This window comes from Bradyrhizobium sp. Arg816, assembly GCF_029989365.1.
GTDB lineage: Bacteria > Pseudomonadota > Alphaproteobacteria > Rhizobiales > Xanthobacteraceae > Bradyrhizobium.
This window is the reverse complement of record NZ_JAPRAQ010000001.1, coordinates 227349-248500: the sequence shown is the minus strand read 5'-3', so window position 1 is coordinate 248500 and position 21152 is coordinate 227349. Positions and strand designations below refer to the sequence as shown.

Below are 21152 nucleotides of genomic sequence, written 5' to 3'. Positions count from 1 at the left end.
AAAGTCCGGATCATTTCTGCGGCGTGTTTTAGACGTTCATTTACCCTGCATTGCGGGAAGCCGCGCATTAATACATCTCTTAACGCCGACACGGTTAGGTTGCGCGCGAATTTTGAGTGCGCATCATGAGCCGATTTGTTCTTTTCACCTGCATGGCGTTCGTCTCCACGTTCGTGGGCGTCTCCTGGGCGATTCGCGGATTTCCGGTGTCGCACGTTTCGCCGGTTGGTGAATTGAGGCCCACGCTCAGTTCCTCGTTCGGCGATGAGAATTCAAAGGCCAAGCAGCGGAAGGATTGGGAAGCGGAGCACACCCTGCAAAGCGACAAAGACCCGAAGCAAGACGCACTGCGGATGGACGCATTGCAGGCAAGCACCGCTTACGCGATGTCGCCGTGCGACGACACCATGAAGGCGAACCTGAGGGCGGCTACGGAGGCCTATGCGCGGGGCTGGGTGAAGATCTACGATTGCCCAAATCCGAGAATGGGCATGTTCTGCAGTGAAGAGAAGCGCGATCGGGCAAACGCCGCGTATTCCACGCCGCTGGACGTTCGCGTCAAGGCGCAGCTGGCCGAGGCGTTCAATCAAAAGGGCATCGTCAAGGAAGACTTCCCGGAGGATATCCGCGACGTCGTTCTCTGGTTCACCGGGCCTGGTATGTTGTTTGATCCGTCTCCGGTATGCCTGCCAAGGCAGCAGGCGTCGGCGAGCTTCAAATGAGCCGCGCCTGGTTCATCGTCTGGGCGCTTGTCATCTGGCAGGTCGCCGCCTGGGCATTCGCTCCGCAGAAGACAGCCCAGCAACCAGCAGCACCGGTCGATGGTCCGGGTTATGGCTCCAACGAAGAGATCTTCGTGGGCGGCCGCGCAGGCTTGCGCCGCGAGACCGCTCTGGCGTTCGAGCGCCCTTATGGATCGCGTTGCGCGGGAGAGGGGCGGAAGCAATTCGTCGCCCATATCGACTACTACTATTATCGTCGTCAGAACGACATGGAACACTACCCCAAGATTTTCGGGAAAGCCGGGGCAGACTACATCGCCAAGCAATGGTCGACCGGAGACGACAAGCGCTTCGAACGCCTGACGCAGGAAGCCTACGCGCAAGGCTATCTTGCCCTATCGGATTTCGGTGACGTCGGGCGCAAACTGGCGGAAGCCGTTGTGAGGGGCGAGCGCGTCGTCGCGCATTCCTGCGCAAGCTGACTCAGGTTGGCAGCGGGATCAGCGCTGCGACCTCGCGATCGCCGAGGTTCTCGCTTGCAGCGAGACCCTGCGCGACGCCGACCCGATCGGCCTCGGGCCGGTTCTGGCTCATCTTGCGCTTACCTTCGAACCGCACCACGGGGATGCGCACGCCGACGATCCCTCGCAGCTGCGCGGCGATGAAATCGGCGGGGGCGTCACTGACGGCCCACGGCTTGGCGCGCACGCCTTCGTGCTTTTTGGTCAGCCGCGTCACGGCGTCGAGCAGGCGCTCCGGCTCCTGGAAGAATTCGACCGGGCCGTAGGCGTGCACGGCGACGTAATTCCAGGTCGGCACCACCTTGCCGGTCTCCTGCTTGGTCGCGTACCAGGACGGCGTCACATAGGCGTCGGGGCCGTTGAAGATGGCGAGCGCATCGCCGATCGGCGGGAGCTTCCATTGCTGGTTGGCCTTGGCGACATGTCCGTACAACACGCCGTGCTCGCCTTCGCTCTCGTCGAGAAAGAGCGGCAGGGGCGTGGCGACCGGGCCCTCGGCGGTGGCCGTCACCAGGCTGGCGAGCCGGGCGTCGCGGATAGTGGCGCGGATGCTCTCGATGTCGTCGTCCTTGAAGGCGGGCGGGATGTACATGGCGTGTCTCCGTTCTCGATGCGGAGATAGCCGGAATCTGGCCTATATGAAACGGCCAGTTCCATGTGATTTCATCAGTCCAGTTCGGTGGCGGCCTGCGCGAGAAGCTTGCAGCCTCTCTCGATCTGCGCGATCTCCAGCGCCGAATAGCCCATGACGAGACCGACGGTCTTCCGCGTCCGGCTCGGCGACCGGCTTGGCGTCCGGCTTGGGCCGACCAACAACGCAGAGACGGGATAGATGCCGACGCCTTTCGCGCGGGCCGCTTGGATCAATGCATCCTCGCGCTTCTGCGGCAGATCGTCGAGCCACGCCACCACGTGCAGGCCCGCCGCCGTGCCCTCGATCCGGACGCGATCTCCGAACCGGCGGCGCAACGCGCCGATCAGTGCCTGCTGACGCTCGGCGTTGCGTCGGCGCACGCGCCTGACGTGGCTGTCATAGGCGCCGCTTTCGAGCATCGAAGCGAGCGCGTGCTGTTCGATCAGCGGCGTGTGCCGGTCCATGATCTGCTTGGCGGCGGCGAACAGGGATCGCAGCCCGGCGGGCACGACCAGGTAGCCGATCCGCAGGGTCGGGGAGAGCGTCTTGGAGACGGTGCCGAGATAGATCACGTTGTCGCTGCCCTCCAGCGCTTGCAGCGGCGGGATCGGCCGGGTGTCGTAGCGATACTCGCTGTCGTAATCATCCTCGATCACGTAGGCGTCGTGCTTGCGTGCCCAGGCGAGCAATTGATGCCGGCGCCCGATCGGCATGACGCCGCCGAGTGGATATTGATGCGACGGCGTCACATAGGCGAGCCGGGCCTCGATGCCGTCGAGCCGCGCTGTCTCCAGTCCGTCCGCGTCAACGGGGATCGGCACCGTTTCGGCGCCCGTCGCCGCGAGCGTGTGCCGCGCCATCTGGTAGCCGGGATCCTCCATCACGAAGCGGTCGCCGGCGTCGAGCAGGAGGCGCGCGCAAATGTCGAGGCCCTGCTGCGAGCCGTTCACGACGACGATCTGATCGACCTCGCAGCGGACGCTTCGCGATCGCCACAGATAACCCTGAAGCGCGGTCCGCAGCCGCGGCGCGCCGCAGGGGTCGTCATAGGCCAGCCGCTCGGGCCTGCGAGCCATTGCCGCCGTCACGGCCTTCTTCCACGCCAGCACCGGGAAATCCGACGGCGAGAGCTCGCCATAGCGGAAGTTCGCGACGAGGCCGCGCGGCGGCTCGGTCCAGCGCGGCGGGTCAGACCGCAGCCGCTCGCCGAAGGCCGACAGCCGTACCTTGCGCGCCGAGGGCCGCGATTCGGCGCGCGCGCGTCCGCGTTCGACGACGGCGCGGGCAACGCGCGGCCGCGCGCCATGGCGTGTCTCGATGAAACCTTCGGCGGCGAGCTGTTCATAGGCGACGGTCACGGTCGAGCGCGCCACGCCCATCTCGCCGGCAAGCGTCCGCGACGACGGCAGCAGGCCGTCAATGCCGTAGACCCGCGTCAGAATCTGATCCCTCAGGGCTTCGTAGATCTGGCGCGCACCCATGCGGCCGGCGCGATCGCCGGGATTGGTCTTCATCTGGATCATCCACATTCCTGGGTCGGCATTCGTCCGAACGGACGATGCCGGAATGTGGTTCTAATCCCGTTCGCCGAGAGTTTCGACGTAAGCCTTGCCGTAGGGATAAAAATGCTCCTTGCGGCCCTGATCCCAGAGCGCCTTCAGCCCGGGCGCGGTGATGTCCCAGTCCGGCCGGCAATTCATGCTGACGGCTCGGAGATCCTGGCGCAGCTCTTCGATGGTCGGGCGTCCGAAGAACCAGTAGCCGTTATAGATCTTGTGAACGCGCAGGCCGGGCTCCAGCACGATGACATGCGGGATCATCGGATCGTGGACGGGATCGGTGTATTCGGCGATGTCGAGATCCTTCTGAACGATCCGCCGCGAATCCGACAGGAAAGGCCAGTGCGCCCCGACGCCGCTGCGATATTCGCTGGTCTGGGTGATGTTGTCGGTGGTGATCGTGACCAGCCGGCAATAGCCGACCTCCATCTCGCGATGGAGTTGCAGCAGGCCTTCGGCCTGACGGCGGTCCTTCGGACAGAAGCCGCCGCGGCCGAGAACGAGCACCATCGGATCGCCAGCCTGGAGCTCGGAGAGCTTTCGGTGCTTGCCGGTGTGGTCGCTGAGCTCGTAATCGGGGAAGGTTACTCCCGGCATCATGTCAGGTCGCATTGAACTCTCCCATGTCTTCGAACTCTCGCATGTCTTCTCGCATGTCTGGCGTGAGTGCCGACACTCACAGATCGATCACGACGTCGCCCTGAGGCCTTGAACAGCAGATCAGAACATTGCCGTCCGCAGGTGCGTCGAGCGGGTCCGGAGCATAGCTGACGGCGCCGGCCACGAGCCCGCTCTCGCAGTTGTGGCAAACGCCGGTCCGGCACGACCAGCGCACGGGAACGTCGCACGCTTCGGCCAGTTCGAGCAGGCTGGCATATGACGGTCCCCAGCAGACATTGAGGCCGCTGCGGGCGAACGAGACCATCGGGCCCGGGCCGGTTGCGCCAGCCGGCAAGTGCGCCCGCGTCTGCGGGGAGGACGCTATGCCGGGTGTCAGGGACGGTCCGGCGCCGAACATCTCGGTGTGAACGCGATCCGCTGCGATGCCGAGTCCGGCAAGCCCGCGCGAGAGATTAGTCATGAACGGTGCCGGCCCGCACAGATAGAAATCACCGTTTGAGGGGACGCCGAGGGTTTGAAGCACCCGGAGGTCCAGATGTCCGATCGCGTCGAAATCCACATTGAGACGATCGCCCGGGTCGGGCGCGCTGTAGCAGACATGGCTGTGATGGTGGGTCAGCCCAGCCAACAAGCCGCGCACCTCGGCGGCGAACGCATGTTCGCGACCGTTGCGGGTGCCGTGCAGCCACCAGACCTCTCGCGTCGATGCTTCCGCGGCGAGTGCGTGCAGCATCGCAAGCACCGGCGTCACGCCGATGCCGGCGCTCAGCAGGACGACGGGCCGTGGATCTTGCCGCAGCGTGAAACTTCCGCGCGGCGCGCCGATCTGCACGGCGTCGCCAATCTTGACCTCGTCGGCGACATATTGGCTCGCCGCACCGTGCGCCTCCCGCTTGATGCTGATGCGCCAGGACGCGGCATCGGAGCGGCTGGACAGCGAATAGCTGCGCGTCATCGCCGGTGCAGTGGAGGCGCCGAGCCGCACGACGACGAACTGCCCGGGCAGGGCGGCGGCGACGGGATGTCCGTCCGTGGGTTCGAGGATCAGCGACGTCACGTTGCCGCTTTCGGCGATCTTGCGCGCCACGCGAAACGGCCGGAAGCCGCGCCAGGCCGGAGGCGGGCTCGCCGCCGGGCCGAGCCCGGCGTTTCCCGCTATCGTGTCCTTGCGCTGCTGCTTGAGCAGCGCCTCGAAGGAATGACGCCAGCCGCCGCTCAGCGCCGGAATTTTCAGCGCGCGCTCCAGGCCGTCGCGCGGGTGGGGCGGCAAGTAGAGCAGCGCATTGATCTCGGACACGCTCATGTGTTCGGGGCCATCAGCGACCCGGACGATCTCGTCGCCGGCCTCGACGTCGCCTTCCTCGATTACCCGAAAATAGAAGCCGGGCCGGCCGTGCCTGACGAGCAGCGCGGCCATGTCCGGCTCCTCCATGCGAATGCCCAGCCGGTAGCAGGTGACGCGCGGCTGCGTCACCTCGAACAGGGCAGAGCCGATTTTGTAACGGTCTCCGATGCAGACGTCCCTGTCGGCGAGGCCCTCGACGGTAAAATTCTCGCCGAATTGACCGTGGACGAGGTTCGATCGACCGAGGTGCTCCTGCCAATATCGATAGGAGTCCTGCTGGTAGACGTAGACGGCGCGCTGCTCGCCGCCATGACCGGCGGTATCGCCCTGGCCATCCCCGTCGATGTTGAGCCGGCGCACCCTGCGCGGACCACTGACGGGCGTCTTCCAGATTCCGGTATGCACGGTCCTGCCTTGCCACGCGATGTCGCGCGGCAGGCCGACATTGAGGGAGAGCAAACGGGCCATGGGGTTCCCCGGCGTGACGGGCGCGGCGCTGGTGGATTCCAGGTCGCTGCAATGCCAATCTGCATCCATGTCGGATTTTTGGCCCGTTAGTCGTTGTTAGACGTTGCTAGCCGGTCTTGTCGCCGGCTGTCTGCGCCCCGATCTGGGGAGCAGACACCGCAAGACGGGAGATCGCGATGGATGATCAGGCGATACTGGCGGCCCTTCAGCGCCATTGGGATGCGTCGGACGCGAATGATTTCGAGGCCGAGCATGACATCTACCGCGAGGACGCCGTGCTCGACTATCCGCAGTCCGGCGAGCGCATCCGCGGCCGCAGGACGATTCAGGAAAGCCGGTTCGTGCAGCCCAACAAGAAGCGCTTCGCGGTCCGCCGGATCGTCGGCGGCGGCGATCTCTGGGTGAGCGAGTTCGTGCTGACCTATGACGGCGTGCCGTCCTATGTCGTCAGCATCATGGAATTCCGCGAAGGACTGGTGGCGCACGAAACGCAATATTTCGGCGAGAAGTTCGATCCCGCACCGTCGCGGGCGCATCTGGTCGAGCGGGCGAATTGAAGGAGCGACGCTGTCGCCCCACACTCCGTCATTGCGAGCGCAGCGAAGCAATCCAGGCTGCCGCGGCGGAAAGATTCTGGATTGCTTCGCTGCGCTCGCAATGACGATGCTGATGCAGTTGCGCGCCAAACGGCGGTCTCGTGCCCCGGACGCAGCGTAGCGCCTCTTCGGCGGTACGCTGCTGAGCCGGGGTCGATATTGCGGCGGAATGCGTGGCCTTCCGGGTCCCGGCTCTGCGCAGCAACGCGAAGGGCGTTGCAGCGCGTCCGGGACACGGAGAGACGCGCACTATTGCTTAACCAAACATAGTGTCATGGAACCCGATGCGGCGGCTGGTCGCAGTCTCGTTGGCTTGATTCCGGCGACCCCATCTTTATGTCTGAGACGAACAAGAATCCGGGCCCCTCTGGCGAGGACGCCGACCATGTCGGCAAAACCTCGCGATGTCGGATGACCTGTCCCGCGCGAATGCGATGGATCGGCCGATCGTCGGGCCTTCTCTGTTTCCTCCGACCAATCGTCCCCATCGCAGCTCCGCGCGGTCATTTCGCAACGTAAGGGAGCTACGATGTCCGACGCCGCCACTTCAAATCCGACCGAAATCGAGATCACGGAACCGTCCAGGCTGAACGAGCAGGCCGCGGTCGCGTTGGTGATTGCCGGCGCGCTCGTCGCCGTCGCCGACCGGCGCGTTTCGCCGGTCGAGCGCGACGAGGTGATCCGCTTCATCAGGGATCGCGGACTGGCGCCGCACATGAGCGACGACCGGCTGTTTGCAATATTCGACGAACTGGCGGAACGGCTCGAGGAGCCCGACTTTGCCAATGTGGTGATCGACACGTTGCGTCCGGTCTCGGACCTGCCGCTGTCGGCCAATTTGATGGAACTGTCGGAGCGCGTCGCGGCTGCGGACGAGGACGTGCATCCCCATGAGGTGCAGGCGATCAAGCTGTTGCGCCTGCTGACGCTGGTGCTGCCGCGCGCAAAGCCGGTGGCGCCGGGCAGCGCAGGCACTGAACGGCGCGCCGCCACGCAGGAGTGAGCATGAGTGCAGCATCGGACGAGCGTACGACAGGAAACGCGGGCACCACCGGCCAGATGGCCGGTGGCGATCCGCGTCTCGACAAGCTCGTCCGCCGCCTGCCGCCGCGCATGGGCAACACCGTCACCTATCTGCTCAAACCGTCCAGCCGCTGGGTGAGGATCCCGTCGGGCGCGTTGCTCATCATTGGCGGCGTGCTCTCCTTCCTGCCGGTGCTCGGAGTCTGGATGCTGCCGCTCGGCCTCGCACTGCTCGCCGAAGACGTCCCGGCGTTGCGCGCCTCGCGCTCCAAGGTCCTGGATTGGGTCGAGCGGAAGAAGCCGCAATGGCTCGATCCGTCTGCATCGAAAAATGATCAATCATGACTGAATTCATCACCGCCGACGCGCTGACCGCGCTGCTCCAGGTTATCCTGATCGACCTCGTGCTCGCCGGCGACAACGCCGTCGTCATCGGCCTTGCCGCCGCCGGCCTGCCGGCCGAGCAGCGCCGCCGTGCGATCGTCGTCGGCATCGTCGCCGCCACAGCCTTGCGTATCGTGTTTGCAGGGGTCGCGACCCAGCTCCTGCAAGTGATCGGCCTGCTGCTCGCCGGCGGCGTGCTGCTGCTGTGGGTGTGCTGGAAGATGTGGCGCGAGCTGCGCGAGCAGTCCGCGCATACCGAGCTCGCGTTAAGCCATGGCGGCAACGCGGGCAGCGCACCGGCGCGGCGCAAGACCTTCGGGCAGGCGGCGTTGCAGATCGTCGCCGCCGACGTCTCGATGTCTCTCGACAACGTGCTCGCGGTCGCGGGCGCCGCGCGCGAGCATCCCTACATCCTCGCGTTCGGACTGTTGCTGTCGGTCGCGATGATGGGCGTCGCCGCCGATCTGCTCGGCCGGGTGTTGCAGAAGCAGCGCTGGATCGCCTATGTCGGTCTCGCCATCATCGTTTACGTCGCCTTCGAGATGATCTATCGCGGTTCGCTCGAGCTCGCGCCCGTCATCGCGAGTCTCTGAGGCGACAATTCCTGCCTGCAATCCGGAGTGATCCATGACGTCTGAACCCAAAGCACCTTCGGCGCACGCCGGGCCGCGACCGAAAATCGGTCCATTCGCCCAACTCATCTTTGGCTCGCGCTGGCTGCAAGTGCCGCTCTATGTCGGCCTCATCGTCGCGCAGGGCGTCTATGTGCTGCTGTTCCTGAAAGAGCTCTGGCACCTGGTCGCGCACTCGTTCGACGCCAGCGAGCAGCAGATCATGCTGGTCGTGCTCGGACTGATCGACGTCGTCATGATCTCGAACCTGCTGGTCATGGTGATCGTCGGCGGCTACGAGACCTTCGTGTCGCGGCTGAACCTGAACGGCCATCCAGACGAGCCGGAATGGCTGAGCCACGTCAATGCCAGCGTTTTGAAGATCAAGCTCGCGATGGCGATCATCGGCATTTCCTCGATCTCGCTGCTCAGGACCTTCATCGAGGCCGGCAATCTCGGCACCACGCGCAGCAATTTCACCGAGTCCGGCGTGATGTGGCAGGTCCTGATCCACCTGACCTTCATCATTTCCGCGATCGGTATCGCCTGGGTCGACCGTCTCAGCGAGAGCGGGCACCGCAAGGCGGCCCCTCACGGCTGAGCGTGCGATCGCGGCGGCACCTAGAGGCGACGGCCCCGCGCCAGCGTCTCGGATGGCGCCTCGCCGAACGTCATCTTGTAGCCCCGCGAGAAGTCGCCGAGATGCCAGAAGCCGTTGCCGAGCGCCGCGGCCTTGACACTCAGTCCGGCGCTTCCGGTCATGAGCTGAATGCGGGTCGACCATAGCCGCTTGAGACGCAGATAGTGATGCAGGCTCACGCCGTGCACCGCGCGCGTCGCGGTCTGGAGCGTGCGCACGGAGACGCCAAGCGCGGCGGAGAGGTCGTCGCTGTAGAGAGGCTTGCTGCCGAACAGCGCAACGACGTCGTCGAGATGGGCGATCAGCTTGCGGTGCTTGTCGAATGAACCGGGGCGGGCGCTGCGTGCGCCTGATGGCAGCAGGGCAGCGTCGAGGCCGGCAAGCAGCGTTTCCTGGATCGGGCGGTTGAGCGCCTCGAATTGCCGGGGATCGTTGGACGCCGATGCCAGCGAGAACATCTCCAGGATAGCGGCGCGCAGGCGCGTCATCGGATCGTCCTGCGCGCGAACATAGGCGAGGCTGGTGTCGAAATCCGCCCAACCGCGATGGCGCATGTCCGAGTTGAAGCGCAGCATCAGGTAAATGTTGGGATGATGCTCGATCGCTTCTACGGCAGTTTTGCCGCGCATGACGGCGATCATCGAACTATCGACCTCGTGGCCATTGGCGATGGAGTGAAAGGTCAGGGGAACAACGAGGCCGAGGCCGTTGTCCGTGCCGATCTCGGCCTCATACCGCCGTGCGAAGGAGCGCTGGAGCACGAAGAGCCCGTCGCGGAGCGGCAGGATGGCGCGAGACAGCGAGAATTCCCGCGGACGGAGTGGCGTGCTGATGCCGAGTCCGAGCACCTCGTTGGCGCGAAAATCGTCGAAGTCCGAGAAGCGCTCGACGCCGAGGACGCGCGATGGTTTTAGCCGACGTACCGGCATTTCGGGAACCCAGGCATGTCGGGGGTGAGCGGGTTGAATCCGCAGAAGCGTATCAGAGGCCCGACCGTCGGCCATATTCCGGGAAACTACTGCCTGCGCGGTGGCGACAGGGCGAGCCGGCGCGATGTTCTGAGGACTTCACGGACAAGTACGCGAGTCCGGCAGGCTCAGATCGTTCACTTCAGAATTTCGCACAGTGATCCAACGTCAAGCCGCGCGTTGCTTGTGGAGATGCTCCGCCACCACGCCTCCAGCGCGTCGCGCTCGCAGCCGAGCCTGACGCTCATGCCGCCGGCAAACTTGATCCAGTCGGCGAAATGGTCTCTGCCGACCGCGATCACCACGGGAATGTCGGCGTCGAGCGCGCGTTCGATCAGATGGGACAGGCCCTTGCCGTCGCGCTCGCGCTTGCCGAAGCGGTTGATGATGAGGAGATCGGCGCCATGCGAAAGCGCGTCCGCGATCCGCATCCCCGCATTTTGCAGCCGCGCGAGATCGAGACGGCAGCCGCGCGCGGCCGGATCGAAATCCTGCGCGAGCAGAAGCGTCTCGCCGCTGTGAAGCAGCACCGCCGACAGGCTCGAATCCGCGCATTGGCCGGCCTGAACCATGCCGACGACGCGACAGCCACGCGCGTTGAGATCCGCCGCGAAGCTGCGCAGGACCGCGTCGGGGTCCTGATGCACCTCGTAGACGAGGGCGGCGAGGTCGCATTGCGCATCGAACATGGTCCGCCTCCGTTTGACGGCAGAGAATTGGGGCCGCGACGCTTCCGCCGCGGCCCCGGCTTTCCGATCAGGCCGCGGGCGGGCCGTTGATGATCTGGAGCTGGGTGAATTCGGCGAGACCTTCCTCGGCGAATTCGGTGCCGATGCCCGACTGCTTGGCGCCGCCGAACGGGATGTGCGGGGCCATGTCGAGGTGCTTGTTGATCCAGACCGTGCCGGACTCGAGCTGCGTTGCGACCTCGTGCGCGCGCTTGATGTCGGACGACCAGACCGAAGCGCCGAGGCCGTAGGTGGTGGCGTTGGCGCGGCGGATCGCGTCGTTCTTGTCGGAATACTTGATCAGCGGCAGCACGGGGCCGAACTGCTCTTCGTCGACCAGCTTGGAGCCTTCCTGGATGTCGCGCACGATGGTCGGCTCGATGAAATAGCCGGGACGGTCCATCGCCGAACCGCCGGCGACCACCTTGCCGTTCTTGCGGGCGTCCTCGAGGAACGTCTTCACCTTCTCGTACTGCATCTTGTTCTGCAGCGGCCCGAGCTTGGTGCCCTGCTTGGCGCCGTCGTCGACCACCGTGCTCTTGGCGATCGCGACCAACTCGTTGCAGAGCTCGTCATAGACGGACTCGTGGACATAGAGCCGCTTGATGGCGAGGCAGACCTGACCGGAGTTCTGGAATGCGCCCTCGAAGATGCCGGGCGCGACCTTCTTCGGGTCGACGTCGTCGAGCACGATACCGGCGTCGTTGCCGCCGAGCTCGAGCGTGATGCGCTTGAGCGTCTGCGCCGCGCTCGCCATCACCTTCTGTCCCGTGGCGGAGGAACCGGTGAACGAGATCTTGCGGATATCAGGATGCTTGGTCATCTCGCCGCCGAGATCGTTGGCGTCGGTGATGAAGTTGAGGACGCCCTTCGGCAGGACGTCCTTGATCAGCTCGGCGAAGCGCAGGGTCGCGAGCGGCGTGGTCGGCGCCGGCTTCACCACCAGCGTATTGCCGGCGAGCAGCGCCGATGGCAGCTTGAAGCTGAGGATCAGGAGCGGATAGTTCCAGGGAATGATGGCGCCGACGACGCCGAGCGGGCGGCGATAGGCTTCTACCTTGCGGTCACCGGAATCCTCGATCACCTTCATCGGCAATTCGAGCGAGCTGAGGTAGCGGAAGAACGCGGCCATCCCCAAAACTTCGCCGGTGGCGTCGCCAAGCGGCTTGCCTTGCTCGCTGGTGAGGATGTGGGCGAGCTCGCCCGAATTGGCCTCGATGACGTCGGCCATCTTGTTCACGAGCTTGCGGCGTTCCGCCATCGGGGTCGCGGCCCAGGCCGGGAAGGCGGCCTTCGCCGCGGCGACGGCAGCATCAAGCTGCGCCTTCGAGGCACGCGGACACTGCGCCAGCACCTCTTCGGTCGCGGGATTGAGAACCGGCATGGTCTGGTCGCCGGGCACCATCTTGCCGTCGATGAGAAGATTGTAGTCACTCATTGGCTTTGCGCTCCCTTGCAGAAACGGGCCGTTCGGGCCTCGTTATATCGAACTATATATCACGACTTCGCCGAACCGGCCATGGTGGCCGGCTCGATCAATTCCAGAAAAGCAGGGCTGGACGCGGGTGGAGATATCGATATATCGTAATGAATATAGCGAACCGTGTTCCGGGACTGGCGATGGAAATCAAGGTGAGGCAGCTCACGACCTGCGAGGTGGCGTCCGACGGCGGCGCGATCTCGCTGGGCTTCGAGGATCTGGCGGGCAACCCTGCTGCGGTCAGCGTCTCGCTCAACCAGGTCGGCGCGCTCATCATGACGCTGCCCGGGCTGCTCGAGGCGGCGCTGAAGGCCCGCTACGGCGACCAGAGCCTGCGCTACGCCTATCCGTTGGCGTCCTGGGCGATCGAGCAGGCGACCGATACGACCCAGCGCATCATCACGCTTCAGACCGAGGACGGCTTCAAGGTGCGCTTCTCGATCCCGAAAGCCGAGCAGAGCCTGCTCGGCGAAGCGCTGACCCAGCCGATGCCGGAAATGTCGGTGCGGCCGAACTAGCGGCTTGGGCCAAAGGCGCCAATAAAACGCGGTCTGAGAATGGAATTGCCGATTGGGCCGGTCGAGCGCCGAAAATATTGCACGCGTCGCCTGAACTACAGAATCGCATTGCCTGTTCGCCAGCCTAAAGTTGTGGGCGCGTGGAGGTGGGCAAGCGATGAGCGATGTTCGAACGGGCTTCCTGGACGCTATCGGCAACACGCCATTGATCAGGCTGCGAATGGCGTCGGAGGCCACGGGTTGCGAGATCTATGGCAAGGCCGAATTTCTCAATCCCGGCGGCTCGATCAAGGATCGCGCGGCGCTGGCCATGATCAACGATGCCGAGCGATGCGGCAAGCTTGGGCCAGGAGGCGTCATCGTCGAAGGAACAGCCGGCAATGTCGGAATCGGCATAGCACTCGTGGCGAATGCACGCGGCTATCGAAGCGTGATCGTGATGCCTGATACCCAAAGTCAGGAGAAAAAGGACATGTTGCGGCTGTGCGGTGCCGACCTGCGTCTGGTGCCTGCCGTACCCTATTCCAATCCGGGTCATTACGCGCGCTATTCCGGTCAGCTCGCCGAGGAGCTCGGCGCTTTCTGGGCCAATCAGTTCGACAATGTCGCCAATCGGGAGGGACACTATCGCACGACCGGTCCTGAGATCTGGCAGCAGACGAATGGACGAATAGACGGCTTCACATGTGCCGTTGGGAGCGGCGGTACCTTGGGTGGGATCGCGCGGGCCCTCAAGGAACGAAATCCCGGCATCAAGATTGCGCTCAGCGATCCCATGGGGGCCGCTCTCTACAATTGGTTCACCAAAGGCGAGCTGACGACAGAGGGAGACTCCATCACCGAAGGGATCGGGCAAGTCCGTGTCACCAGGAACCTCGAAGGTACGCCGATCGATATGGCCTATCGGATTACGGACGAGGAAGCCTTGCCTGTTCTGTTCGACCTGATCGAGCATGAAGGACTGGTGTTGGGCGGCTCAAGCGCGATCAATATCGTCGGAGCCATGCGACTTGCGCGCGACCTCGGTCCAGGCAAAACCATCGTGACCATCCTCGCAGATGGCGGACAGCGCTATCAATCCAAGCTGTTCAACCCGGAATTCCTGCGCAAGAAAAATCTGCCCCTGCCACGCTGGATGCAATAGCGAGCCGCCGGCGGCCGGGTTGCTCCCCGCCCACGCGCGCCCGCCGGTTCACGATTTCCGGGAACGGGCGATGTCGCTCCTGAGCGCTTCCAGCTCCTTGTGCACCGCGCGGGCGGCATCGCGCTCGATCTTGCGGTAGCGCGCAACAAGTTTCTCGCCGAAAGGCGTCAGCATCGCGCCGCCGCCGTTCTTGCCGCCGGCCTGCGGTTCGACCGCGGCATGTCCGCAGATGCGGTTGATCTCGTCGACCAGGTCCCAGGCGCGCTTGTAGGACATGTCCATGGCGCGGCCGGCCCCCGAGATCGAGCCGTGCTCGCGGATCTGCTCCAACAGCTCGATCTTGCCGGGCCCGATCCGATCCTCGCCGTCGAGGTCGATACGCAGGCTCAGCTGGGGAAGCGATTTGACGCTCGCGCGCGACATGATGAAGTCTCTTGGCTATTCGCCTGCGAGATTGCCACTCTTGCCCGCGAGGGACAAGGCGAAGACGCCGGATATCCGGAATGCATATCCACGCCGGCGCGCTTTTGCCGGGTCAGATGTGGTTGACGATCAGCTTGAGCGATCCGACGAAGGTCGGACGCTGCCGATAGTGCCCCTGTCGCGCGTCCCAGCGGCCCGACACGAGATCATTGCCGAGACGGTCCTCGAAACGCCGTACGACGTCGTCCGCGACAAAACTCCAGGCCGAGCAGGCGAGCCTCGCGGCCGGATCGAGCAGCATCTCGGGGCGGCCGTAATAGGCCTCGTTGAAGCCGTCGGTGCAGTCGAGCGGGATCGGGACGGGCAAGACATCCGTCGTACCGCCGAGGCCTTCCGCGATATCGCGGATTGCCGGATAGCGCACAGCCTCGACCGCGATCACCTCCGGGCAATAGGCGTTGAGCCAGAAGCGATCGAGCTCGTCGGGAGCGCAGGTCATGATCGCGATCGGGCCGCGCGTCACCCGCCGCATCTCGGAAAGGCCGGCATTCAGGTTCTTCCACTGGTGCACCGAGAAGGTCGACATCGCCGCGCCGAACGTGGCGTCCTCGAAGGGCAGCTTCTCCGCGACGGCATCGATCGCTGCGGGAAGATGCGCCGGCCGCTGCGCCCGCATCGATTGCGACGGTTCGACCGGCGTCACGGTGCGGCCGACCGGCTCGTAGGAGCCGGCGCCCGCCCCGACATTGAGAATGGTGCGGGCCTCGCTGAGCGCCGCATCGATCAGCTCCGCGATGCGCGGGTCCGGCTGGCGGAAATTCGTGTAGCCCTTGCCGATGGCGCCGTAATTGGCGTCACCGGCGCTGCCGTCCTGGTGGCGTGGTGCGGTGTCCTGCATGAACGATCCTACAGCGTCTTGTGCGACACGTTCTTGACGACGGTGTAGCACTGCAAGCCCTCGGTGCCGCCTTCACGCCCGTAACCGCTGTCCTTCACCCCGCCGAACGGCGTCTCCGCGACGGAGGCGACGAAATGGTTGATCGAGAGGTTGCCGACCTCGACGCTCTCGGCGAGGCGCTCGGCATTGCTCGCCGAGCGCGTGAACGCGTAGGCGGCAAGGCCGTAGGGAAGGGCGTTGGCCTTCTCGATCGCCTCGTCCAGCGTCTTGACCGGATTGACCAGCGCGAGCGGCCCGAACGGCTCCTCGTTCATGGCGCGGGCATCGTCCGGCAGGTCCGCGAGCACCGTGAGCGGAAAGAAATAGCCGCGATGGCCGATTCGCTGTCCGCCGGCAAGCACGCGCGCGCCCTTGGCCTTGGCGTCGGCGACCAGCGTTTCCATCGCGTCGATGCGGCGTGAGTTGGCGAGCGGCCCGAGCTGCGTCGAGGGATCGAGGCCGTTGCCGACCTTGAGCTGGCTGGCGCGCTCGGCGAAGGATTGCGCGAACTGCTCGTAGATCGTTTCCTGCACGAAGAATCGCGTCGGAGCGACGCAGACCTGACCGGCATTGCGCGACTTGCCGATGGCGGAGGCGGCGCCGGTTGCGACGGGATCGACATCGTCGCAGACGATCACGGGTGCGTGGCCGCCAAGCTCCATGATCGCCGGCTTCATGTAGCGGCCGGCCATCTCGGCGAGATGCTTTCCGACGGGAATGGAGCCGGTGAAGGTGACCAGCCGGATACGCGATTGCGGGATGAGGTATTCCGAGATCTCGGCGGGATTGCCGAACACGAGATTGAGCACGCCGGCTGGCAGGCCTGCATCATGGAAGGCGCGCACGAGCTGGAATGCACCGGCGGGCGTTTCTTCGGAGGCCTTGAGGATGATCGAGCAGCCGGCGGAGAGGGCGCCTGCCACTTTTCGGGCCGGCGAGCTCATCGGGAAATTCCACGGCGAGAACGCCGCGACCGGGCCGATCGGCTGCCGCAGCACGGTGTGGCGCATGCCCGGCTCGCTCGGGATCACGCGGCCATAGAGCCGCAGGCCTTCGGTGGCGTCCCATTCGATGATGTCGCAGCCGCGCAGGATTTCGAGTTTGGCCTGTTCGATCGGCTTGCCCTGTTCGAGCGTCATCGCGGCGGCCATCACATCCACGCGTTCGCGGATGAGGGCGGCCGCCTTCAGGATGATCTGTGCGCGCTTGGCGGGCGCGGTGCTGCGCCAGATCGCAAAACCTTTCTCGGCGGCGGCTAGCGCGTCGTCGAGATCGGCCTTCGTGGCGGTGGGGACGGTGCCCAGCACGCTCTCATCGGCGGGATTGATGATCGGCGGTCCGCTGGTGCGCTTCCATTGTCCGTCGATGTAGAGTTCGATCAGAGGATATTCCGCCATTGTTCTTCACCTTGCTTGTGCGGTTTTGCCTGCGGCGTTTCCCTGGCCGAGCTGGCCGAGCCATGTCGTGAACACGCGGTCGGCGGCGCGTGCGACGGTCTTTGAGACCTCGGCCGTCCTGGCGCGAAGCTCCTGCACCGAAATCTTGGCAGACGCGAGCTCGACGGCATGGCCGACATACCATTCCTCGAGCTGCCGCGGATCGGCTTCGAGGTGAAATTGCAACGCCAGCGCATTGTTGCCGAACGCGAATGCCTGGTTCTCGTAGTTCTCGTTCGAGGCGAGCCGCGCGGTGTTCGCGGGGAGATCGAACGTGTCGCCGTGCCAGTGCAGAACCGGCGCGCCCTCGGCGAGCGGTTTCAGGCTGGAGGCGTGGCCGGCATCCGTCAGTATGACCGATCCCCAGCCGATCTCCTTCACGCGGTCGGCATGGACGCGCGCGCCGAGCGCTTTTGCCATCAGCTGCGCGCCAAGGCAGATACCGAGCGTCGGCAGGCCTTGCGCAAGGCGGCGCTCCAGCAGGTCGATTTCCCTTGTGAGGAACGGATAGCTCTCGGTCTCGTAGACGCCGATCGGGCCGCCGAGCACGATCAGGAGGTCGGCATCCCCAATCGAGGAATGGCTGAGATCGTCGACCGGCGCCTCGCAGAACGACACGTTCCAGCCCTCGCGTTCCATGATCGTCGCCAGCAGGCCGAGATCCTCGAAGGCCACGTGACGGAGCGCGACGGCAGATCGGCGGCGTTGAAACATCCACAAAACCCTGTTGCGCGGGGTCTTTCGACGGCATCCGCTATATCCGGATAGATATAACGGATGCTGGGTCTCGTCCAGACGGTTCCGGGCCGGATCTGCCGTGCGCATGGCCTGCATGCGACATCACCGCACGGCGTGCATCTCCAGAAACGCCTTCACGCCGGTCACGTTGCCGGTATCCGACGGCACGTAGCCGGGCAGGGTGGCGACGGCGGCGCGGAAGTCGGCGCTGCGCATGATCTCCAGGATGCGCTGCATCGGCCCGGTATCGAGGAAGGCACGCTTGCAGACGAAGAAATAATCCTCGGTGAGGATGCGGATGAAATCGAGGCCGAAGTGGCGGGCGGCCGCTTCGACGCCAAAACTCGCATCCGCCATGCCGCTCGCGACATAGGCCGCGACGGCGGCGTGGGTGAACTCGATCTGCTGCGCGCCGTTGATCCTGCTCTCGTCGATGCCGTTCGCGGCAAGCAGCTGGTCGAACAACAGCCGCGTGCCGGAATCATGGTCGCGGTTGACGAAGCGGACTTTTGGACCGGTGAGATCCTGAAGCGAAGCGATGCGCAGCGGATTGCCACGCGCGACCATCAGCCCCATCTCGCGCGTGACGAAACTGATGATGCGATCCTCGCGCGGATCGAGCCATTCGCGCGCCGCCTTGATGCCCTGGGCGCGCAACGCGCCGTGCGGCAGATGCAGGCCCGAGAGATCGCAGGCGCCCTGCGCCAGCGCGACCAGCGAATGCTGGTTGCTGACATAGCGCAAATCAACGCCGATGCCGGGCTCGCGATCGAGGAATTCGCGCAGTTTTGCCACGGCAAAGCCGTGGCTGGCATGAACGCGGATCACCGAAGGGCGCTGTTCGAGGAACGGCTTGATCTCGCTCGCCAGCTCCTGCGCCAGGTTTTCCAGCTGCGGGCCGAGCCGGGCCTGCATGCGTTCGCCGGCCCACACCAGCCGCTCGCCGAACGGCGTGAGCTTCGAGCCCCTGCCGCGCTGGGTTTCGACCAAAGGGGTTCCGAAGAACTCCGACCATTGCTCGATCAGATTCCAGACGTGCCGGTAGGACAGGTGCGCATCGCTGGCCGCGCTCGTGATCTTTCCGGTCTTCCGGATCTCGTTGAGCACGCCGAGCATGACGACTGCGGTGCGCGGGCTGCCCTCGTGGCGAAATCGCCAGACGGCCTCGATCTCGATCTGAAGCATCAGACTTCCTTATGAACTATGCTTCATATGTAGGGTGTCCATTTGCAAACCATATCATATTTACTCCGGCGAATAGCTGCCTATCCTGGTATACCAGAACAGGAGGAAATATGATGTCTGTTGCATATGACTTTGCGCATTCGCAGGCCACCGAATTCATGGCCCGGCCGCAGCATCTGCTCATCGACGGCCGCCGCGTCCCCGCCAGCTCCGGCCGGACCTTCAAATCCCTCAATCCCGCCACCGGGCAGGTCATCGCCGTCGTGGCCGAAGGTAACGAGGCCGATGTCGAGCATGCGGTCGCCGCCGCGCGGCGGGCCTTCGAAGGCCCGTGGCGCACGATGCGGGCGTCGGAGCGCGGCCAGATCCTGCTGCGCTGGGCGGACCTGCTCAAGCAGCACTCGGAGGAAATCATCGAGCTCGAGTCGATCGATGCCGGCAAGCCGATCTCCGCGACCGCGCGCCAGGACTTTCCGGCCGCGGTCGATACGCTGATCTATTACGCCGGCTGGGCCGACAAGATCAGCGGCGACGTCGTGCCGGTGCGTGACGATGCATTGACTTATACCGTGCGCGAGCCGGTCGGCGTGGTCGCGGCAATCGTGCCGTGGAATTTTCCGCTGATGATCGGCATGTGGAAGCTCGCGCCGGCGCTGGCCTGCGGCTGCACCATCGTGATGAAGCCGGCCGAGCTGACCTCGCTGTCGGCGCTGCGCATCGCCGAGCTCGCACTCGAAGCCGGTCTGCCGGCGGGCGTCTTCAACGTCGTCACGGGTCCGGGCCGGGTCGTCGGCGACGCGCTGGTCAATCACCCCGACGTGGACAAGGTGACCTTCACCGGCTCGCCCGGCGTCGGCCGTGGAATCATGAAAGGCGCGGCGAGCAACTTCAAGCGCGTCTCGCTCGAGCTCGGCGGCAAGTCGGCCAACGTCATCTTTGACGATGCCGATCTCGAAGCGGCGTCCAAGGCTGCGGCCTCAGGCATCTTCTTCAATGCCGGCCAGGTCTGCTCGGCCGGCTCCCGCGTACTGGTGCAGGAGAAGGCCTATGACGAAGTCGTGGAGCGGCTGGCTGCGCGCGCAAAGTCGCTCAGGATCGGCGATCCGCTCGATCGCAAGACGGTACTCGGTCCTGTCATCTCCGAGAAGCAGATGAAATTGATCCTCGACTATGTCGACATCGGCCAGAAGGAGGGCGCGACCCTCGTCACCGGCGGCGAGAAAGTCGGAGATCGCGGCTATTTCATCAGCCCCGCGGTGTTCGCAGGCGTCGCGCACGAGATGCGGATCTCGCAGGAGGAGATTTTTGGCCCCGTCGTCAGCGTCATCAAGTTCAAGGACGAGGCCGACGCGCTCAGGATCGCCAACGGCACGGCCTACAGCCTCGCCGCCGGGGTCTGGAGCCGCGACATCGGCAAGCTCCAGCGCTTCGCCAGGCGGGCGCGCGCGGGCACGGTCTGGATGAACACCTATGGCTACACCGACGTGCGCCTGCCTTGGGGCGGCGAGCGCGACTCCGGCCTCGGCCGTGAGCACGGCACCGCCGCGCTCGACAATTTCACCGAGCCCAAGGCTGTCTGGATGAATCTGGCCGTCTGATAACCTCCCGATCGGCCAATCCTGGGCCCGCCTGATCGTCCGGTCAGGCGGGCTCCCTTTTCGACATCGATAAAATTGTCTGCATTCCGCTCAGCGGCGGCAAACCCTGCGGACAAGAAGGCTGTTGCCTTAAACCTCCACTTTGGAACCGGCGTGCATCCTGCCTGCCAAAGGTTGGGGCATCAGCATGTCTGTTCTCAGGGAGATCGTTGCGGCGGTTGCGGGAGTCTACGCGCTCCTGTTCGTCTGCGACGCATTGTTCGGCGTCGGCGAGGCGCGTTTCGACGACGCCTATTACAGCGCCAGCTTCTACGCGCCGCGGCCGAAGGAATTCCGCTTCGCCAGCGACACGCCGCCGGCGGTCCGCGTCAGCGAGGCCTTCGCGCAGTTTGCGCCGGGCGAGGCCAAGCCGAACCGGCGCTACTCGTCTCTGACGACGATCATCCGCTAATTCACGCCGCCCGTGCCGGTGGCCCCGCGGCTTCCAGCTCGGTCACTTCCGCGTCGGTGAAGACGCGGCTGCGGGTGAGAAACCGCACGCCCTCCGGCGCCTCAGCCGAAAATCCGGAGCCGCGGCCGGGCACGACGTCGATGATAAGCTGGGTGTGCTGCCAATATTCGAACTGGGCGGCGCCGATATAGAATTCGCTATCGGCGATCTTGCCCAGCAGAACGTCCTGCGGGCCGACGCGGAAATCCCCGACTGGATAACACATTGGCGCCGAACCGTCGCAGCAGCCGCCGGATTGGTGAAACATCAAGGCGCCGTGCTGGCCCTTGAGACGTTCGACGATTTCGGCCGCCTTGGGCGTGATCTCGACCCGATTGATCATGATTTGTATCCCACAAAAAGACGGCGCAGACGTGGACGAG

At 64.8% G+C, this 21152-nt stretch carries 24 protein-coding genes; 11 read left to right on the top strand and 13 right to left on the bottom strand.

Going from position 1 to position 21152, the window contains the following annotated elements; genetic code table 11:
• Positions 1 to 125: 125 nt before the first annotated feature.
• Both OWC48_RS01185 and OWC48_RS01180 read left to right on the top strand, forming a co-directional pair.
• Complete coding sequence (locus OWC48_RS01185; protein ID WP_282518276.1) at positions 126 to 722, top strand: hypothetical protein; 597 nt, start codon at positions 126 to 128, stop codon at positions 720 to 722.
• Positions 719 to 1204: a hypothetical protein gene (locus OWC48_RS01180; RefSeq protein ID WP_282518275.1), complete on the top strand. Its 486-nt coding sequence runs from the start codon at positions 719 to 721 to the stop codon at positions 1202 to 1204. Before OWC48_RS01185 ends, OWC48_RS01180 begins: the two co-directional genes overlap by 4 nt.
• A 1-nt stretch (position 1205) precedes the next feature.
• Here the strand turns inward: OWC48_RS01180 and OWC48_RS01175 are convergent, their stop codons facing one another.
• The 4 genes from OWC48_RS01175 to OWC48_RS01160 form a co-directional block, all read right to left on the bottom strand.
• Positions 1206 to 1835: an FMN-binding negative transcriptional regulator gene (locus tag OWC48_RS01175; RefSeq protein ID WP_282518274.1), complete on the bottom strand. Its 630-nt coding sequence runs from the start codon at positions 1833 to 1835 to the stop codon at positions 1206 to 1208.
• A 74-nt stretch (positions 1836 to 1909) separates the two neighbouring features.
• Positions 1910 to 3400: a PLP-dependent aminotransferase family protein gene (locus tag OWC48_RS01170; protein WP_282518273.1), complete on the bottom strand. Its 1491-nt coding sequence runs from the start codon at positions 3398 to 3400 to the stop codon at positions 1910 to 1912.
• A 51-nt stretch (positions 3401 to 3451) separates the two neighbouring features.
• Positions 3452 to 4048 carry a redoxin domain-containing protein gene (locus tag OWC48_RS01165; protein WP_282518272.1) on the bottom strand — a complete coding sequence of 199 codons (597 nt, stop codon included), beginning with the start codon at positions 4046 to 4048 and terminating at the stop codon, positions 3452 to 3454.
• A 64-nt stretch (positions 4049 to 4112) separates the two neighbouring features.
• Positions 4113 to 5870 (bottom strand): MOSC and FAD-binding oxidoreductase domain-containing protein, encoded by a 1758-nt coding sequence (locus tag OWC48_RS01160; RefSeq protein WP_282518271.1) that lies wholly within the window; start codon positions 5868 to 5870, stop codon positions 4113 to 4115.
• 176 nt (positions 5871 to 6046) lie between these two features.
• Between OWC48_RS01160 and OWC48_RS01155 the strand changes: the two genes are divergently transcribed.
• The 5 genes from OWC48_RS01155 (at position 6047) to OWC48_RS01135 (ending at position 9085) form a co-directional block, all read left to right on the top strand.
• Positions 6047 to 6427, top strand: coding sequence for a nuclear transport factor 2 family protein (locus tag OWC48_RS01155; RefSeq protein ID WP_282518270.1), 381 nt, complete (start codon positions 6047 to 6049; stop codon positions 6425 to 6427).
• Positions 6428 to 6995: 568 nt separating this feature from the next.
• A complete protein-coding gene (locus OWC48_RS01150) occupies positions 6996 to 7469 on the top strand; it encodes a TerB family tellurite resistance protein (RefSeq protein WP_282518269.1) in 474 nt (157 codons plus the stop codon).
• 2 nt (positions 7470 to 7471) lie between these two features.
• Entirely contained in the window at positions 7472 to 7834 is a 363-nt protein-coding gene (locus OWC48_RS01145; RefSeq protein WP_282518268.1) for a hypothetical protein, read from the top strand.
• On the top strand, positions 7831 to 8466 hold the full coding sequence (locus OWC48_RS01140) for a TerC family protein (RefSeq protein WP_282518267.1): 636 nt from the start codon (positions 7831 to 7833) through the stop codon (positions 8464 to 8466). Before OWC48_RS01145 ends, OWC48_RS01140 begins: the two co-directional genes overlap by 4 nt.
• A 34-nt stretch (positions 8467 to 8500) precedes the next feature.
• On the top strand, positions 8501 to 9085 hold the full coding sequence (locus OWC48_RS01135) for a TIGR00645 family protein (protein WP_282518266.1): 585 nt from the start codon (positions 8501 to 8503) through the stop codon (positions 9083 to 9085).
• Between the two features lie 20 nt (positions 9086 to 9105).
• Here the strand turns inward: OWC48_RS01135 and OWC48_RS01130 are convergent, their stop codons facing one another.
• The 3 genes from OWC48_RS01130 to OWC48_RS01120 form a co-directional block, all read right to left on the bottom strand.
• Positions 9106 to 10053, bottom strand: coding sequence for a helix-turn-helix domain-containing protein (locus OWC48_RS01130; RefSeq protein ID WP_282518265.1), 948 nt, complete (start codon positions 10051 to 10053; stop codon positions 9106 to 9108).
• A gap of 176 nt (positions 10054 to 10229) precedes the next feature.
• Positions 10230 to 10781: a DUF2478 domain-containing protein gene (locus OWC48_RS01125; protein WP_282518264.1), complete on the bottom strand. Its 552-nt coding sequence runs from the start codon at positions 10779 to 10781 to the stop codon at positions 10230 to 10232.
• Between the two features lie 67 nt (positions 10782 to 10848).
• Complete coding sequence (locus OWC48_RS01120; RefSeq protein WP_014496167.1) at positions 10849 to 12258, bottom strand: aldehyde dehydrogenase family protein; 1410 nt, start codon at positions 12256 to 12258, stop codon at positions 10849 to 10851.
• A 182-nt stretch (positions 12259 to 12440) separates the two neighbouring features.
• Here OWC48_RS01120 and OWC48_RS01115 point away from each other — a divergent pair, with 182 nt between their 5' ends.
• Both OWC48_RS01115 and OWC48_RS01110 read left to right on the top strand, forming a co-directional pair.
• Positions 12441 to 12818, top strand: a complete 378-nt coding sequence (locus OWC48_RS01115; protein WP_028159380.1) for a hypothetical protein — start codon at positions 12441 to 12443, stop codon at positions 12816 to 12818.
• A 157-nt stretch (positions 12819 to 12975) separates the two neighbouring features.
• Positions 12976 to 13962, top strand: coding sequence for a cysteine synthase A (locus tag OWC48_RS01110; protein ID WP_282518263.1), 987 nt, complete (start codon positions 12976 to 12978; stop codon positions 13960 to 13962).
• A 48-nt stretch (positions 13963 to 14010) separates the two neighbouring features.
• Here OWC48_RS01110 and OWC48_RS01105 read toward each other — a convergent pair whose 3' ends face one another.
• The 5 genes from OWC48_RS01105 to OWC48_RS01085 form a co-directional block, all read right to left on the bottom strand.
• Entirely contained in the window at positions 14011 to 14385 is a 375-nt protein-coding gene (locus OWC48_RS01105; protein WP_282518262.1) for a winged helix-turn-helix domain-containing protein, read from the bottom strand.
• 112 nt (positions 14386 to 14497) lie between these two features.
• A complete protein-coding gene (locus OWC48_RS01100; RefSeq protein WP_282518261.1) occupies positions 14498 to 15283 on the bottom strand; it encodes a class I SAM-dependent methyltransferase in 786 nt (261 codons plus the stop codon).
• Positions 15284 to 15291: 8 nt separating this feature from the next.
• On the bottom strand, positions 15292 to 16719 hold the full coding sequence (locus OWC48_RS01095; protein WP_282518260.1) for an NAD-dependent succinate-semialdehyde dehydrogenase: 1428 nt from the start codon (positions 16717 to 16719) through the stop codon (positions 15292 to 15294).
• Positions 16720 to 16725: 6 nt separating this feature from the next.
• Positions 16726 to 17472 carry a glutamine amidotransferase gene (locus OWC48_RS01090; protein WP_282518259.1) on the bottom strand — a complete coding sequence of 249 codons (747 nt, stop codon included), beginning with the start codon at positions 17470 to 17472 and terminating at the stop codon, positions 16726 to 16728.
• A 126-nt stretch (positions 17473 to 17598) separates the two neighbouring features.
• Positions 17599 to 18681, bottom strand: a complete 1083-nt coding sequence (locus OWC48_RS01085) for a substrate-binding domain-containing protein (protein ID WP_282518258.1) — start codon at positions 18679 to 18681, stop codon at positions 17599 to 17601.
• A gap of 113 nt (positions 18682 to 18794) precedes the next feature.
• Here OWC48_RS01085 and OWC48_RS01080 point away from each other — a divergent pair, with 113 nt between their 5' ends.
• The gene (locus OWC48_RS01080; protein ID WP_282518943.1) at positions 18795 to 20279 is read left to right on the top strand and encodes an aldehyde dehydrogenase family protein; all 1485 of its coding nucleotides are present in this window, start codon (positions 18795 to 18797) and stop codon (positions 20277 to 20279) included.
• Between the two features lie 187 nt (positions 20280 to 20466).
• Positions 20467 to 20730 (top strand): hypothetical protein, encoded by a 264-nt coding sequence (locus OWC48_RS01075; RefSeq protein ID WP_063983997.1) that lies wholly within the window; start codon positions 20467 to 20469, stop codon positions 20728 to 20730.
• A 1-nt stretch (position 20731) separates the two neighbouring features.
• Here the strand turns inward: OWC48_RS01075 and OWC48_RS01070 are convergent, their stop codons facing one another.
• Entirely contained in the window at positions 20732 to 21112 is a 381-nt protein-coding gene (locus OWC48_RS01070; protein WP_282518257.1) for a DUF779 domain-containing protein, read from the bottom strand.
• Positions 21113 to 21152: the final 40 nt, after the last annotated feature.